The following is a 15784-nucleotide window of genomic DNA, read 5'->3' on the forward strand; positions in this document are numbered from 1 at the left end:
GATCTTATTACCCGATCCCAGGGATAAGCACTTACAAGGGCAGGGAATCAATGTCGGGTTTTAAATCGCGCCAGCATGTTTTCGACAAGAACAAAGAAGACCGGAACAAAGTAGATCGCCAGCACGGTCGCGGCCAGCATTCCACCGATAACGCCCGTACCGACGGCGTTTTGCGCGCCAGAGCCAGCGCCGTCACTTATTGCCAGTGGGATAACCCCCAGAATGAAGGCCAATGACGTCATCAAAATAGGACGTAAACGCATTTGCGCAGCTTCCACCGCGGCTTCAAGCGGCGTTTTTCCTTCTTTTTGCATAATCTCGACAGCAAACTCGACGATCAGAATAGCGTTTTTAGCTGAAAGTCCCATGGTGGTGAGCAGGCCAACCTGAAAGTAAACATCATTGCTCAGGCCACGCAGATCGGTCGCCAGCAAAGCACCGACCACCCCAATTGGTACAACCAGCATTACGGAAAATGGTATTGACCAGCTTTCATACAATGCCGCCAGCGCCAGAAATACGACGATCAGAGAAATGCCGTACAGCATTGGTGCCTGGTGGGTGGACAGCGCCTCCTGATACGACAGCCCCGTCCAGGCATAACCGACGCCCGCGGGCAGTTTATTAATCAGTGATGCCATAAATTTCATCGCATCGCCGCTGCTTTTCCCTGCGACCGGTTGGCCGAGAATTTCCATTGCAGGCTGTCCGTTGTAGCGTTCAAGACGGGGAGAGCCGTAGGTCCATTCGGTTGATGAGTAGGCTGAAAGCGGCGTCATCGCGCCGGAGGCGTTACGTACATACCAGTGGTTGATATTGTCCGGCAACATACGGAACGGCGTATCGGCCTGGACATACACTTTTTTAACACGCCCCTGGTTAAGGAAATCATTGACGTAGCGGCTACCAAACGCCGTAGAGATGGTCTGGTTGATATCCGACAATGCCACACCCATCGCCTCTGCTTTTGTCGCGTTGACGTGAATGCGAAACATCGGCGTATCTTCCAGCCCATTTGGGCGCACCCCGTTAACTTCATCGGGTGACTGGCTGGCCAAAGCCAGGAGCTGGTTGCGGGCCTGCATCATCTTTTCATGCCCAAGGTTACCGTTATCCAGCAATTCCATATCAAAACCTGAAGCGGTACCCAATTCGGCGACTGCGGGTAAATTGAACGGATAAACGACGGCATTATTAATGGTGCTTAAGGCCATCATTGCCCGTCGAATGATGGCGGTAACCGAGTTTTCTTCGCCAACGCGTTCTGACCACGGTTTCAGGCTGATAAATGCCAGACCGTTATTTTGCCCCTGTCCGCTGAAGCCAAATCCGCCAACGGTAAAAACAGACGCAACATTTTTCTGTTCTTTTGTCAGATAGTAATCCGTTATTTCCCCAAGCACTTTGCTGGTATTTACCATCGTTGAACCGGAAGGTAATTGTGCCGTGGTCATGAACACGCCCTGATCTTCTTCAGGCAAAAAGGAGGTGGGAGTACGGAGAAACAGCACCATCATGCCAGCGCCAATCACTAAATAGACTACCATATAGCGGCCGGTGCAACGTAATAGCCTACGGGTGCTGTCAGTGTAGTGATGGGTGCATTTCTCCATGAAGTGATTGAAACGGGTAAACAGAAAATGGGTGTTTTCTTTTTCTCCCTCGTGGGATTTCAACAGCATAGCGCAGAGTGCGGGCGTCAGGCTCATCGCCACAAATACCGACAGCAGCATGGAGGAAATTAAGGTGATGGAAAACTGACGGAAAATTTCACCCGTAGCCCCGCTCATAAATGCCATTGGCATAAACACGGCGGATAAAACGACGGCAATACCAACCAGCGCTCTCTGGAGCTGCCCCATCGCTTTATGCGTCGCCGCTTTGGGTGACAAATGCTCTTCGGCAATAATACGTTCTACGTTCTCAACCACCACGATGGCATCATCAACTAGCAGTCCTATTGCCAGCACCATGCCAAACATCGTGAGCGTATTGATCGAAAAACCGGCGACGTCGAGTATCGCAAAGGTTCCGAGAATAACAACCGGAACCGCGATAGTGGGGATAAGCGTCGCGCGAAAACTTTGCAAAAACAGGTACATGACGAGGAATACCAGGATGATTGCCTCGATCAATGTATGAAACACACCCTGAATTGAAATCTCGATAAAGGGGGTAGTGTCATAGGGATAAACGGTTTTCATGCTGGCCGGAAACCAGGCTGATAACCTGTTCAGCTCTTGTTTAACGGCCTGGGATGTTTCAAGGGCATTGGCGCCAGCGGCAAGTTTAATTGCAATCCCGGCGGCGGGTTTTCCGTTGTAACGTGCCACCGTGGCATAATTTTCCGCACCCAGCTCAATACGAGCGACATCCCGCAGCAGAACCTGGGAGCCATCCTGCTGAACCTTAAGGAAGATCTTGCCAAATTCATCGGTAGTTTGCAGGCGTGTCTGAACAATGATCGACGCATTTAACTGCTGGTCGGCTGATTGCGGCATTCCTCCCAGCTGTCCGCCCGATATCTGGTTATTCTGTACTTTGAGCTGGGTAATAACGTCCTGCGGCGTAAGGTTATATTTGTCGAGCTTTTGCGGATCCAGCCAGATACGCATGGCGTATTGCGAACCGAATAACTGTACGCTCCCGACCCCGGGGGTGCGGCTCAGTGGGTCTTTAATATTCGACGCCACATAGTCAGCAATATCATATTGGCTCAGACTGTTATTATCAGAGATAAAACCCGCAACCATTAAGATATTGCTGCTGGATTTATCAACGCTGATCCCTTGCTGCTGGACTTCTTGTGGCAAGGAAGGCATCGCCAGCTGTAGCTTATTCTGTACCTGAACCTGCGCTATATCAGGTGAGGTCCCCGTTTTAAAGGTCAGGATAATCGACGCATTACCGGCCGCATCGCTGGTGGATGACATATACATCAGGCCATCAAGCCCGTTCATATTCTGTTCAATCACCTGAGTCACCGAGTCTTCAACGGTCTTGGCGTCTGCACCGGGGTAGGCTGCGCTAATGGTAATGGTGGGGGGAGCAATTTGCGGATATTGCGCGATGGGCAAGTTCATTATCGCGATACCGCCGGTAAACATCATGATAATAGCGAGCACCCAGGCGAAAACCGGGCGCTCAATAAAAAAGTTAGCCATGAAGAAAGTGTCCTTAATACCTGAAATATTACTGTTCAGTTACCGTGTCAGGTGTGTTTGGTTTTGCAGCGAGGATTCTGGCTTTGATTCCCGGACGGATTCTTTGTAATCCGGACACAATGACCCGATCGCCGGGATGTAATCCTGTCGTCACCAACCATTGATTGCCTACAGCCTTCACCGCGTTTATTTCGCGCAGTTGCACCACGTTTTCTTGATCGAGGGTTAATGCAGTGGCCTTTCCCTGCGCGTTATGCGTAATCCCTTGCTGTGGGACCATTAAAACATTTTGTTGGTTGCCCTCATCCAGCAATGCAGTGACGTACATTCCGGGTAAAATTTCACCCTGCGGATTGGGGAATACGGCGCGCAAGGTCACGGAACCGGTAGTCTCATCGACGGCTGGATCGGAAAACTCAAGCGTGCCGGTATAGCGATAGGGCTTGCCATTTTCCAGCATCAGTTCAACCGGAATTTTGCCCTTCTGCTGGGCAATCTTCCCACTGGCTTTTTCTTCTTTCAGGCGTAAGAAGTCTTGTACTGACTGCGTTAAATCAACATAAATTGGATCCAGTCTTTGCACGGTAACCAGCGCGTTTCCCTGATTCGCGGTGACCAGCGCGCCCACGGTTACGGAGGATTTACCGCTGATACCCTCAATTGGCGAGGTGACATTGGCGTAACGAAGGTTGATGGTAGCCTGCTCAAGATCCGCTTTTGCGACGGCGACATTGGCCTCTGCTTCATTAAGCTGTGAGCGCGTCGTGTCGTAGTCCTGGCGGCTGACGTAATTGGATTTTATTAATGCTGACTGCCGATTTAATGTCAGTCGCACATTATTGGCCGCCGCCTGCGCCTTTGCCAGTGCGCCTCTGGCTACATCCAGCCTGGCCTGCAACGGGGCGGGATCAATTTGATACAGTGACTCTCCTTTGCTGACTTTGTCACCTTCAATAAAATTACGTTTAATGATGATCCCACCAACCTGAGGGCGGATTTCGGCGATCTCAAATGAAACCGCGCGGCCAGGAAGTTCACTTTTAATATTCACCGAGGAAGGCGCTAAGGTCACAACGCCGACCTCGGGTTCCATCGTAGTGGTTTTTACTGCAGGTTTATTATCGCAGGCGGTAATAATGACGCTGCTAAAAAATAGTGGTATCAACAGTAAGCATTTTCTGTTCATAGTAATCCCTGAAGAATTCGTAAGCACAAATGTTTTTTATGGCATGCAGGGTGGGGGAGTTATCGGTAAATAACAGAAGATGGTCAGGCATGAGAAGAGTAACGCCCATTTCCGCGCTAAAAGTTAGCGGTTAAAATTATATGTAACAGAAACAATGAATATTTAGCGAAGGATCGCATGGAGCACGATGACGCAATAAGCTAAACGCGGAGTGATTAGAAAGCGTGTTGGCAAACACTCGGCTCCTGAGTCTATTCGCGTCATCGTACTACAGAGATTATTTCACTAGCTCTGGAGTAACCTCGGTTACGGTATTTGCGGAGTAGGGCATTCCCCACATCGGTCCTGGCCAGAACGCGCCATAACCGTAATCCCACATATTATAGGTCGTATTGACGGACTCAGTTAAATGCCAAACCTGAATACCTTGTAAATCAACTTTAACAAAGTTGTACGGGATTTTGTTGATGAATCCTTGTTCACCCCCTTGAATTGTCCCTAAAATAGTCACGAAGTGGTTTCTGTAGTTTACCGGGTCGAGAAAACCTTTCTGTTGGGCAATAATACGTCCCTGATAGCTGGCGTCTATTTGTGGTTTAGCGTTGTTGTTCAGCGGCAGAACGGCGATTTCCAGTAACGTATCCGTTTTGGTGTTAATTACATTGATGACTTTACCCCCAAATCGAGCCTGTTGGCCTGTATATAACCCCGGTTGGTTATGCACGGAGATAAAGTTTTTTTGTATATCTGGTTGATTATTACCTTTGATATTTTCAGGAATTGAAGCACATGATGCCAGAGTGAAAGCAAGGGCAATAATCAGCAACCCTTTTGTTTTTTTCATTTTACTTTCCTGCTAAAAAAAGACAGGTCTATAGTAAACCTTTACTCATTATTGTCAGCAGGCGCGAGGCTGATTATCTAAAATTAATATAATTGTAGCTTATGGTAATAACAGACAGTATTTTAGCGGGCGCTGGATGAGTGTATGACAGTCTACAACCGTGATGGTGATGGCGCCACAAGGTTATCACCCGGTGACGATCATGGCATCATGTTGGGTCCGTTTGAACGCTGTCATCATCACATTCTGCGGATTTAAGTCAGGAACGTGTCAACGCTGTGCAGGATGGATCATGCTACTAATAAAAAGCCGCTTTCGCGGCTTTATTATTATTGAATGGCTGGAGGATTATTCGCTGATTTTTTTCTCAACGGAGGCTGCACCTTCTTTGGTCTTATTCCAACCTTTCTCTGCACCTTCTTTTGTTGCATTCCAGCCTTTTTCTGCACCTTCTTTTGTTGCATTCCAGCCTTTTTCTGTACCTTCTTTGGTATCATTCCAGGCTTTTTGTGAACCTTCACTCACCTTGCTGCTCAGGTCATCTTGCTTACCTTCAGCAGCATGTTTTGCTTTTAATTTTTGCTCTTCGCCCTGATTCTGCGCCTGATGCAGTTTTTCTTTTGCAGTATTCGCGTTTTCGTGCGCGGCGGCTACATCATTATCGGTTGCGTGTGTTGTTGCGGCAATAACAGGAGAAGCCAGCAGAATGGCAGATAATGCGATAATTGTCTTTTTCATAATATCCTCGCTTAGCGTTATAAGTTATTAGCGTAATGAAGCATGGCATACAAACGAAGCGCTGACTTTAGGAAAAAACTGTAAGTGCTGATAACGTTATTTATCCATTTAGTGCAGCTGTGAGCAATTAATACGGTTATTTTTGTTGCGGGTTTTGTTTTTTTGCGCGATAGGAAAGGTGCAAAAAGCGTAGTGATAATGTTGATATAAAAAGTGTTATCTGTTTGATTTTTATGTGATTGATTGGGGCGTTATAGGCTTGTCGTTCGTTTCCGGAGGTGAGCGTTTCTATCAAATAATTCACTCTCTTGATTTTTCCGGCCTGTAGACCATGCTTATTTAATACGGGCATAAACAATAACGTCGTTTATCACAAAAGTGATACCGATAGAGGGCTTTTGGTATGTCCAATGATGTGCCTTTAACAATAAGAGAGCACCATGCTTGAACTCCGTCCTAATTTCGAATGCTGTGATAAAGATCTGCCACCTGAATCAAAAGGGGCCTACATCTGTTCATTCGAATGCACATTTTGCGTAGATTGCGTGACCCAACGACTTAATGGCCAGTGCCCGAACTGCGGTGGGGAGCTGGTGCGACGTCCAATACGCCCCGAAGCATCCCTCCTGCGGCACCCAGCATCCACTCAGCGTTACTATAAACAGTAGAGATGTAAACTATGTTCGCGCGTTGCTTGTCACGGCCCATGATTCTGTTGGTCGTCAGCTTAGTGCCAGAAGTGGACTTTGGTTGAAATAAGACTGCAAAGATTCTTTCCCTTTTTTAATTTACTAAACGTGCTGCCCTGCTTGCGAAGGATCAACGACTGATCAAAAATGAATGAACGTTCATTCATTTTGCGGGTAATTACTTCACGCAAATCATTTCGTTTATAAATAGGCACAGGCAAATTATGACCAGTAAAACGCTCAGACTTTTATTCCCTCAATGGCAAGGTGGCAATAATCCAGCCTATCATCTTGGCTCGCTGCTTCTCTCGTATCTTTCCCCCGAATCAGATGGCCCTTTTGAGTCTGTTCCGGTTGATGAGCCCACAACGGAGCCACAGGCCGAAGTGGATGGCATCACAGCCAAACCTCAAATTATCAGTCAGCTTACCGATGCAGGCGCTCTGATTAAGAAATATGATCCTGATTCAATCGTCGTTTTTGGTGGCGATTGCCTGGTATCACTGGCTCCTTTTGCCCATCTGCTCAATAAATACGGTGATAAACTGGGGGTGCTCTGGATTGACTCTCATCCTGATGTGCAGACTTCCAAACAATATCCAAACGCCCATGCCCATGTTCTTGGCGCGCTAATTGGGACAGGTGATAAAGATTTAGTTGCTCATGTATCCACCAGACTCAACCCTTCAAAAATAATGATTGCAGGTATCCACGATCCGCTGCCTTATGAAGCTGAGTATCTGGCTAGTCATCGCATTGAGACAATAGGTCCTGAAAAGGTTAAAAACGACGCGAAAGATGTCGCGGAATGGGTAGAGAGAGAAAATATTGAACATCTGGCAATACACATTGATCTGGACGTTCTCGATCCGTCACTTTTCCGTTCGGTTCTTTTCGCCAGGCCTGGCAGAGGAGAACATGACTTTGGTGATGTCGCCGAAGGTAAACTATCTATTGCAGATGTTCTAAATCTGGTAGATCAGGCAACCTCAAAAGCGGAACCTGTCGGCCTTACACTTGCTGAACATTTACCCTGGGATATGCTGAATCTGAAGAACATGCTCAATGCATTGCCGCTTATGAAGTAAGGTCTGATTCTGGGGTCAGAGTTCAATACTGGCTCCAGGATAAAAAGCGCGCTAAAGTCTGGGCCCTGGATTAAACATAATAGTCAACATGTTAAAGAAAACCGAAACCTACCATAAGCTGATTACCGCTGCCGCTGCCTGTTTTGCAGAAAAAGGCTTTAGTGCGACAAGCGTGCGTGAAATTTCTAACCGGGCAGGGATCAGCCAGGGAGCGATGTACACGTATTTCAAAAGCAAGGATGACCTCATCAAGGCAATCGTTCTTGAAGAGCAGAATTCAGCGTTGACCGCTCACAATGCTCCGTCTAACGGTACTTATTTCGAGCGCCTTTGCGCGCAGGTTACATCGTGCATAAGCGATGTAGGTTACCCAGTTACGCATCAACTGTGGGTTGAAATCATGGCGGAGTCTGCGCGGAACCCTGAATTGCAGAAAACGTATATATCCAGTGATACCATCATGCGGCAAAGTATTGCGGGAATTATCGTAGACGGAATTGCAGCGGGAGAGTTTCGTCGGGACATTAGCCTTGAGGAAGTCACGATTATTCTTTTTGCCTTTATTGACGGTTTAATCGCGCGTAAGGCTATAAACGCATCCTTCTCTTTCAGCCGCGACCTGCCTATGTTTTTTGAGTTGATGGCAAAATTATTGAAATAATACTAACAGCGTTAGTTAACGCGCTAGCCAGGGAATCGCAAATGTCCGTTCCTCGCTCACAGCGGACCTTCAGCTCAGGTAACTTGTCCACTTCGTGTCAGAAGTGGACATCTAAGCCGTTTCAGAGAGTTAAGTGCAGGGGGAACCTTCGAGTATGTTAATTATCAAATCGAGTGGGAAGATGATTTCATTAGTTTGTCTGAGCTCTTCTAAGCTCCACCAGTAGTGCTCGCGAATGACTTCTTTTTCGTTGTTACTCCAACCTGAGCGGTCAATATCTGATTTATCTGCAGTAATAATAAAGAAACGTTCTTCAGCAAGAACGTTCTCACCACCTGGCAACATCATAGGAAAGGTTCTGGAGGCGATTTGTGGTCCCGCCGTTTTTCTTGTCAGGCCCGTTTCTTCAAATAATTCACGTAACGCCGCCTGCTCAAAAGACTCGTTGTGCTCAACTCCTCCCCCTGGCGTTGCCCAGTAAGTTTTTCCATCCAGAGCATCATCTTTATGGCAGAACCTAAAGAGCAGAACGTGATTTTCAGGTGAAAGGACTATCAATCGAGAGGATGGACGAGTACGCATTTATTCCCTCTTAAATAAAATTTAAACCCTCATTGCGGATTTTCATACAAACATAAATTGCAGTCTGCAAGCGCGCGCATAGAGAATGTATTTTCATGTCACGATGGCCGATTCAGGCAGGGGGATTCACCATTACGCGTAGTTGCTGTTTTATCAGCATACTATCCTGGAAAGGATAAAATCCACACGCTCCTCAACAGAAAGGCATGGCAATTCAATCAACTGATAGTCATACATACGGTATGTTTGCACCATTGCGTGATAGGTCGCGACGGCGACATCGAAAGATTGCTTGCGCTCGGTATCCTGTACATATATGTCACGCCAGGGGGGGGCTATAAATACTGTTCGGTTATAGCGAAATCTCTCGATGGCGTTTTCCAAATGCTTCGGTATGGTAAGCTCTGAAAGACGTAAATAACCTACAACATCAGGAACACCGCGGTCGAAGAAGCAGGGTCTTGTTTGCCCTTCTGCTTCGTGCCATGAACGCATTTCCCAGGATAGCATGAGCTCTGCGAACGCAGTTTGATTGGCCCATGGCAATGCATCACCGCCGATGTTAACCTGGTCTTGTATAACACCTCGTCCAGCTTCTTTAGAACACCAAAAACCTCTTTTTTTAATGGTATCAATTATCGTGCTTTTGCCTGACCCAGGGCCACCTGTAAGAATGAAACGATGTTGAAAAGATGAAGACATTGAACCCTCCTGAACATTTATAGACGCGATGAAGTAGCAATTCTTATGGCGTATTTTCCCGTGTCGGCAGATTACTTGTTGATGGTTTGACTAACTACATTTTATCCTGGCTTGCATATCCGCTACTCGTTCTGACAGGACGTACTAAAACTGTGCTAGCAATACGACTGAAAGGTGGGCTGGATTTCACCATTCGATGGAATCTGAGGACGTTGCCAATGCAGACGATCAAACGTTCCCCCAGCTAAACGCTGCACTTCGCTCCCTGGTCTTCCCCACCAATAGTGGGCATGCGGCTAAGTGAGCGTCTTCAAAGGACATGACTGTTCCTGCAAAAAATATCTGGCCTGAATATAAACTACTCGATATTCTGAAATGCTTTGTATTTTTTGTGAACAGGAAAAAGTATGCTTAGTACGTTACCCGATTTACACAGAAGTTTTGCAGAGCAACTCAAGCTTAAATTTCAGTCGGATTCGCGAATCCATTCCCTTCTTGCTGGTGGCTCGATTGTTCACGGCGGATTTGATAAATACTCCGATCTCGATTTTGTCGTTGTCGTAGATCCCCTCTACTACAACGAAATCATGGCGCAGCGTAGGGCACTCGCCGGAACATTAGGCCATCTGCTGCATGCTTTCACCGGGGAACATGTCGGAGAGCCTCGTCTGCTTATATGCCTGTATGGCCCTGAACTCCTTCATGTTGATCTGAAATTCGTCACCCTGGATATGCTCACTCAACGCGTTGAGGAGCCAGCGGTGTTATTTACCCGTGATAATGTAAGTATCCCGCATAATCGTGCCATTCATATTTAGAGATCATCCGGCATAATCAATCTTCCAACGAAGGAGATCGCGATGCGTAAAGCCCGTTTTACTGAGAATCAGATCATCGCTGTGATTAAGTCGGTTGAAGCCGGACGAACCGTTAAAGATGTCTGCCGGGAGGCTGGTATCTCTGAAGCCACCTACTACAACTGGAAGTCCAGATATGGCGGCATGGAGGCTTCTGATATTAAAAAGATCAAGGACCTTGAGGACGAGAACCGGCGTCTCAAACAGATGTTTGCCGACCTGAGCCTTGAGAACCGGGCGCTGAAAGACGTTATCGAAAAAAAGCTTTAAAACCAGCCTTTAAGCGTGAGCTGGTCACTCATCTGATAACGACATTTGGACTCAGTATCCGTCAGGCCTGCCGGAGTCTGAACCTGAGCAGAACGGTTTACCATTACCGTCCGGATACCACGCGTGACGAACCTGTTATTGTCGCGTTGCAGGCAGTGGCAGAGCGATACCCACGATACGGTTTTCCAAAACTTTTCCAGGTTTTGCGGCGGCAAGGATACCCGTGGAATCACAAAAGGATCCATCGTATTTATTGTCTGCTGAAGCTGAATTTTCGTCGTAAAGGCAAACAGCGGTTGCCGGTGCGTAATCCCTCGCCACTGGCCACACCGGAAGCGCTGAACCAGAGCTGGTCTGTCGACTTTATGCATGATGCCCTGGTCTGTGGACGTCGTTTTCGCACGTTCAATGTCGTTGATGACTTTAACCGTGAGGCGTTATCGATTGAAATCGATCTGAATCTGCCAGCTCTGCGCGTGGTCCGTGTGCTTGACAGGATCGCGGCAAATCGCGGCTATCCTGTCATGCTACGCATGGATAATGGTCCGGAATTTATCTCACTTGCACTGGCTGAATGGGCAGAGCAACATGCAGTAAAACTGGAGTTTATCCAGTCGGGTAAGCCGACACAGAACGCTTTTATTGAGCGCTTTAACCGAACATACCGTACAGAAATACTCGATTTTTATCTGTTCAGAACGCTGAATGAAGTGCGGGAAATCACGGAAAGATGGGTGTCAGAATATAACTGTGAACGCCCTCATGAATCACTGAACAATATGACACCGGAGGAATACCGACAGCACCATTATTTGGCCGGGATCTCAAAAAATGCATGGAACTAAAACGGGTCTATTTACAGTTCACCTGAAGCCAAATCTAGCGAGCCAACCAATTATATTGGTGGATCGGGAAGAGTATCAGTCTTGCCTCAAGCTTCGAGTTGCCTGTTATCCTATAGGAACACCTGTCTGGAGAACGAAAAATATCTTACGTTGAGTTTTCATGCTAGGCTGTCTTGTGCGAGGAGCGGAAATTGCGAGTTCGTACTTACGGCGAGATATCTTAATAAATTGGAAGGTGTAACATCCATCAACAGGCCACCTCAGACAAGTATCTTACAATAAGTGAGATAGGCCCGCTATGGATTTAAGTTATTTTCACAGTAATCTTATTATTTTATAATTCTCTTTCTATGTATTTTGAATGCCAAGAACAATGCGATTACTTGAGTCAATAAGAGTTCTAATTGTGTCATCACGATAGATTGATTTATTCCTTTCATAGGTCTCTTTTGAGACCCAGATTGGCCCAGTTAAAGAAGATTTGATATCAATTGGTGTCTTGTCAACTAAATTAATCACTTTTTGAATGAAAAACAGAATGCGATTATTAAATTTTGGTAAAATAGCATACTGAGAATTTGCTAAAGTAAGCGCGTAGATCGCTTGATTTTCCTTAGAATCAATTGAGTTATTAGCGTAAGCATCACTAACAGCCATTACGGCGGTCTGTAATAACTTAACTTTATCATCTTCTCTAGCCAATCCAGGAAGTAAATCAACATCTTTTAAATACTTCGAAAGACAAACTATCAAAGATTTATACTCACCTTCAAATACAAAAGGGGTTAAGCAATCACCTTGCGAAAACCAGAAGTCCACCTGTTCTTTACTTATAAGATCTTCATGTTTATGGACTCCCCCAAAATTTGGAAGATCGTTTTTGAATTCATCCCATTTCATCCCATGAATAAATACTTGGTCTATTGAGTGCGCACCAAGCCATCCATCATATTCACTGGGTAAGAATATTGTAACTTCTGTGACTCCACCTGTATAATGGTCCCAAGCACATATCCAAAAAGCTCTTGTTGTCGCAACTCGTATAGGTGATGCAACACGACCTATTGATAAAGCTGCAATGTCAACGATAGCTAACCTGAGATTTAATAATATTTTTTTTACTTCAACTATACTTGCTAGTTTATTTGGATTGTGTTTGGCATTATTGTATTCCACCCTAATATCATGAATGAAATTCACTCTATCCTGACTAATACCATTGTTTTTTAACTCTTCAATGAATGAGTGAAAATTATCTCTATCACTTTTATTTGGATAAATATCACGCTTTAGAAATAACTCAGTCGCTGACGCCACTGCTGAGAGTATATTTTTAATATCGGAGTCGCTATAGCCATTAATTGTATGGCGATTTATCAAATTTAAAGCATCATCTATTTCAGAAATCATCCTACACCCATAAGTACTCATGCCTCAATCCTATTTATTTAACAAGTTTATATTTATCGAAACCATAAGTTATACTTTAGCCTCGAGATCAAAGTAAATGTCATCCCACCAAAAAAACTAGGTGCCTGAAAATATAACTTTCAATTAATTTGAAATCAATCACCTCCCCCCTTTTAACTGTTATATAAAGATTAGGCATCTGCTTTTGGCACGAAGCCGACTATACGCCTGAAGTTTCAGAGCTTAATCGGTTCTCTACATCCGACACTGGGAGCGCCTACCTACGTTCTCTTCTCCCGCCCCATCTTCAACACCTCATAAAACGTTCCTCTCCCAAGCCCGTCTGATGGGGCTTCCCGTTCTTGCGCCAACGTTTTCAGCTTACGAAGTATCCGATCCGAAGCCGGTTTATCAGTCGTCCCATAACGCCCGTCAGTCTCTTCAACCAGAAGCTGAACAAGCAGCCAGCAGAGTCGAGCAGTATTCTCCCGAGCCTTGTCGCGTTTATGCATTCCACGCAGGGAAGGTTGTGCTGAAGCCGTGAGATCCGGCAGCGCATCGTCGCCGAGCGTCTTCAGCCACTTGCGGCCACGGCTGTTACGCGACAGTTTCATCACCGCCTTCAGGCTGCGGGCCTTAATTTCTGGCGGCGTGAGTTCATCATCAATAAGCCGCCAGGCCAGCGCGAACATTTCATCGGCATAGAACATGCGCTTGTTCGCCGGGGCGCTAACCATGCCAGTGGCTTTGATGGTGCGGCTGATGGCGTCGTGCAGGATACGGTAATTTTCCTGATGTTCTTCCGGCAGGGCGTTTGCAGGTTGGGAAGCATCGAGGCCGAGAAGCAGAAGAGCGAGATGCCGCGCTTCCAGCAGCGGCATATCACATTCCCGTTCAAACAGATTCTGACGAATGGGACTGATCACATTATTCTCCTTCCACGATCTGCAGCGGTTCTTCTGCACCGAGCAGCGCCTGCCGTCTGGCGGCATCAACGTAGTTTCCCCACCACTGCATGAGCGGTCGCCTTTGTTCCAGGTAATCGCTGCGGTTGTAGGCCGCTTCGATCTCGTCTTCTTTCTGGTGCGCCAGTGCAGATTCCAGGACTTCACGGGGGAAATGACCTGCGCCTGCGGTCCTGGCGATGCTGCGCATGCCGTGGGCGACCAGTTCACCGCCAAACCCCATACGGATAAGCGCGGCGTTAGCGGTCTGCTGGTGCATATGCTCCAGCGGTTTACGGATACTGGGAAACACCCACGGGCGATGGCGGCTGACGGGCTCCATGATCTGAAGAACGCGCAGCGCCTGTTTGCTAAGCGGCACCGTGTGCGAGCGGTTCATCTTCATAAAGGTGTCAGGGATGCGCCATTCCGCTTTTTTCATATCGATGTCGCACCAGCGGGCGCTGACGGCCTCGCCGGGGCGAACCCAGGTCAGTAGCTCCCATTCGATAAGGCAGCGGGTTTCCTTGCGGATAGAGGCGTTCTGTAGCGCCAGCATTAGCCTCCCCAGTTCGCTGGGGTGAAGGGCGGGCATATTCTGCTTTTTCGGTTTCTTGAAGCGGGCGACCAGGTTGTCAGCCGGATTGAACTCGATGAGCTCTTCGGAGATGGCGAAGCGGAAGATTTCATTGAGTCGTGAGATAACTCGCCGCAGCGTTTCGAGGATGCCCTGTTCTTCCAGCGGTGTGAGGTGTTCCTTGAGCATCTTCGGGCGGATCTCGGTAACGGGTGTGTTACCCAGAGAGGGGAAGACGTGCATTTCCAGCGAGCGCCAGACATCTTTGGCGTGATCTTCGCTAAGATCGCTGGTCCGTTTTTTCTCTTTGAGCCACTGTTCTGCCACTTTTTCCAGCGTGCATTCATTCTGGAGTCGTTGCTCCTCTGCAACCTGCTCCAGATGGGCCTGCGGGTCAATGCCCTGCACGAGTAAACGCCGGTATTGCAACCTGAAATCTCGCGCCATGGCGAGGGTGACTACCGGGTAGGGGCCAATGCTGATTTTGGTCCGTTTTTTCAGCGCCGGGGGAGTGTATTCGAAGTACCAGATCTTTCTGCCGGATGGCTTAATCAACAACGCCAGTCCGTCGCCATCGCGCAGCATATACTCAGTCTTCTGCGGCTTGGCGGCAGCGATCTCGGTATTGGTTAGGGATTTCAATACCTTAGGCATGTTTTTGCACCTTGTTTTTTTAGCGTTCAGGCAACGCGGTGCAAAACAAGATACATAATGCTCAAGATTCATACAGAGATCATGACCACACATGCAACAAAAAAGCCTGCAACTCGTTGAAGTTACAGGCTTTTTTAAGGTTCATGATGCATCATGAATGAATGTTTGGTGGAGCTGGCGGGAGTTGAACCCGCGTCCGAAATTCCTACATCCTCGGTACTACATGCTTAGTTCGTCTTTACATTCGCCTGGCACCTGCGGACGGACACGCCACTACCAGACTAGCCTGATTAGTTTTAACGCTTCAACCCCAGGCAGGGCATCCACGCGATCTCTTTTGGGTTTGACCTCTCTTTGATCCCCGTCTTAAGAGCGGAAGCTAGGGAGAGAGGGCTCAGAGCAGGTTATTAAGCTGCTAAAGCGTAGTTTTCGTCGTTTGCGACTATTTTTTTGCGGCTTTTTACGAGGCCAACCGCCCCTCGGCATGCACCTTGGGTTTCGCGAATCCCGTCGAATCCAGAATCAGCCCCAATGTGTTAGAGCAAGTATAACAGACTTGTGACACGCGTGACC

Annotated in this window: 13 protein-coding genes, 1 other RNA gene and 1 pseudogene; 5 read left to right on the forward strand and 10 right to left on the reverse strand. The window is 47.3% G+C overall.

The window, feature by feature from the left end; translation table 11 throughout:
* Window positions 1-47: 47 nt before the first annotated feature.
* From M4I31_RS05710 to M4I31_RS05725, 4 genes are all read right to left on the reverse strand, one after another.
* A complete protein-coding gene (locus M4I31_RS05710; RefSeq protein WP_085048905.1) occupies window positions 48-3164 on the reverse strand; it encodes an efflux RND transporter permease subunit in 3117 nt (1038 codons plus the stop codon).
* A gap of 28 nt (window positions 3165-3192) precedes the next feature.
* The gene (locus M4I31_RS05715; RefSeq protein ID WP_085048906.1) at window positions 3193-4350 is read right to left on the reverse strand and encodes an efflux RND transporter periplasmic adaptor subunit; all 1158 of its coding nucleotides are present in this window, start codon (window positions 4348-4350) and stop codon (window positions 3193-3195) included.
* A gap of 277 nt (window positions 4351-4627) precedes the next feature.
* Window positions 4628-5194, reverse strand: a complete 567-nt coding sequence (locus tag M4I31_RS05720; RefSeq protein ID WP_085048907.1) for a Slp family lipoprotein — start codon at window positions 5192-5194, stop codon at window positions 4628-4630.
* 348 nt (window positions 5195-5542) lie between these two features.
* Entirely contained in the window at window positions 5543-5932 is a 390-nt protein-coding gene (locus tag M4I31_RS05725; protein WP_085048908.1) for a hypothetical protein, read from the reverse strand.
* Window positions 5933-6372: 440 nt separating this feature from the next.
* Between M4I31_RS05725 and M4I31_RS05730 the strand changes: the two genes are divergently transcribed.
* From M4I31_RS05730 to M4I31_RS05740, 3 genes are all read left to right on the forward strand, one after another.
* Entirely contained in the window at window positions 6373-6600 is a 228-nt protein-coding gene (locus M4I31_RS05730; protein WP_085048909.1) for a DUF1272 domain-containing protein, read from the forward strand.
* A 245-nt stretch (window positions 6601-6845) separates the two neighbouring features.
* Entirely contained in the window at window positions 6846-7709 is an 864-nt protein-coding gene (locus M4I31_RS05735; protein WP_069324614.1) for an arginase family protein, read from the forward strand.
* An 88-nt stretch (window positions 7710-7797) separates the two neighbouring features.
* The gene (locus M4I31_RS05740; RefSeq protein WP_085048910.1) at window positions 7798-8370 is read left to right on the forward strand and encodes a TetR/AcrR family transcriptional regulator; all 573 of its coding nucleotides are present in this window, start codon (window positions 7798-7800) and stop codon (window positions 8368-8370) included.
* Between the two features lie 129 nt (window positions 8371-8499).
* Here M4I31_RS05740 and M4I31_RS05745 read toward each other — a convergent pair whose 3' ends face one another.
* Window positions 8500-8952, reverse strand: coding sequence for an NUDIX hydrolase (locus tag M4I31_RS05745; protein ID WP_079893831.1), 453 nt, complete (start codon window positions 8950-8952; stop codon window positions 8500-8502).
* Window positions 8953-9105: 153 nt separating this feature from the next.
* Window positions 9106-9654, reverse strand: a complete 549-nt coding sequence (locus tag M4I31_RS05750; protein ID WP_079893830.1) for an AAA family ATPase — start codon at window positions 9652-9654, stop codon at window positions 9106-9108.
* A 407-nt stretch (window positions 9655-10061) separates the two neighbouring features.
* On the opposite strand from M4I31_RS05750, the pseudogene M4I31_RS05755 reads away from it, so the two are divergent.
* Together M4I31_RS05755 and M4I31_RS05760 are read left to right on the forward strand one after the other, a co-directional pair.
* Window positions 10062-10460: pseudogene (locus tag M4I31_RS05755) on the forward strand (nucleotidyltransferase domain-containing protein); the annotation flags it as partial.
* A 54-nt stretch (window positions 10461-10514) separates the two neighbouring features.
* A protein-coding gene (locus M4I31_RS05760) for an IS3 family transposase (RefSeq protein ID WP_139815573.1) occupies window positions 10515-11626 on the forward strand; the annotation gives its coding sequence in 2 pieces (ribosomal slippage) (window positions 10515-10776 and window positions 10776-11626; 1113 coding nt in all).
* Between the two features lie 348 nt (window positions 11627-11974).
* On the opposite strand, the gene M4I31_RS05765 is transcribed toward M4I31_RS05760, so the two are convergent.
* The 4 genes from M4I31_RS05765 to ssrA all read right to left on the reverse strand — a co-directional run bounded on the left by M4I31_RS05765 (window position 11975) and on the right by ssrA (window position 15741).
* Window positions 11975-13057: a hypothetical protein gene (locus M4I31_RS05765; protein ID WP_139815574.1), complete on the reverse strand. Its 1083-nt coding sequence runs from the start codon at window positions 13055-13057 to the stop codon at window positions 11975-11977.
* Between the two features lie 260 nt (window positions 13058-13317).
* Window positions 13318-13962 carry a hypothetical protein gene (locus tag M4I31_RS05770; protein WP_085048912.1) on the reverse strand — a complete coding sequence of 215 codons (645 nt, stop codon included), beginning with the start codon at window positions 13960-13962 and terminating at the stop codon, window positions 13318-13320.
* Window position 13963: 1 nt separating this feature from the next.
* Window positions 13964-15211, reverse strand: a complete 1248-nt coding sequence (locus tag M4I31_RS05775) for an integrase domain-containing protein (protein WP_049080045.1) — start codon at window positions 15209-15211, stop codon at window positions 13964-13966.
* Between the two features lie 166 nt (window positions 15212-15377).
* Window positions 15378-15741, reverse strand: a transfer-messenger RNA (tmRNA) gene (gene ssrA / locus M4I31_RS05780).
* Window positions 15742-15784: the final 43 nt, after the last annotated feature.

The sequence above is a fragment of the Citrobacter sp. XT1-2-2 genome (assembly GCF_023516235.1).
GTDB classification, from domain to species: Bacteria; Pseudomonadota; Gammaproteobacteria; order Enterobacterales; family Enterobacteriaceae; genus Citrobacter; species Citrobacter werkmanii.

Excerpts from the sequence above, each read along its gene's own strand:
- M4I31_RS05710 (WP_085048905.1), bottom strand. The coding sequence starts at position 3,164 with ATGGCTAACTTTTTTATTGAGCGCCCGGTTTTCGCCTGGGTGCTCGCT.
- M4I31_RS05725 (WP_085048908.1), bottom strand. The coding sequence starts at position 5,932 with ATGAAAAAGACAATTATCGCATTATCTGCCATTCTGCTGGCTTCTCCT.
- M4I31_RS05775 (WP_049080045.1), bottom strand. The coding sequence starts at position 15,211 with ATGCCTAAGGTATTGAAATCCCTAACCAATACCGAGATCGCTGCCGCC.
- M4I31_RS05720 (WP_085048907.1), bottom strand. The coding sequence starts at position 5,194 with ATGAAAAAAACAAAAGGGTTGCTGATTATTGCCCTTGCTTTCACTCTG.
- M4I31_RS05715 (WP_085048906.1), bottom strand. The coding sequence starts at position 4,350 with ATGAACAGAAAATGCTTACTGTTGATACCACTATTTTTTAGCAGCGTC.
- M4I31_RS05735 (WP_069324614.1), top strand. The coding sequence starts at position 6,846 with ATGACCAGTAAAACGCTCAGACTTTTATTCCCTCAATGGCAAGGTGGC.
- M4I31_RS05740 (WP_085048910.1), top strand. The coding sequence starts at position 7,798 with ATGTTAAAGAAAACCGAAACCTACCATAAGCTGATTACCGCTGCCGCT.
- M4I31_RS05750 (WP_079893830.1), bottom strand. The coding sequence starts at position 9,654 with ATGTCTTCATCTTTTCAACATCGTTTCATTCTTACAGGTGGCCCTGGG.
- M4I31_RS05730 (WP_085048909.1), top strand. The coding sequence starts at position 6,373 with ATGCTTGAACTCCGTCCTAATTTCGAATGCTGTGATAAAGATCTGCCA.
- M4I31_RS05765 (WP_139815574.1), bottom strand. The coding sequence starts at position 13,057 with ATGAGTACTTATGGGTGTAGGATGATTTCTGAAATAGATGATGCTTTA.
- M4I31_RS05745 (WP_079893831.1), bottom strand. The coding sequence starts at position 8,952 with ATGCGTACTCGTCCATCCTCTCGATTGATAGTCCTTTCACCTGAAAAT.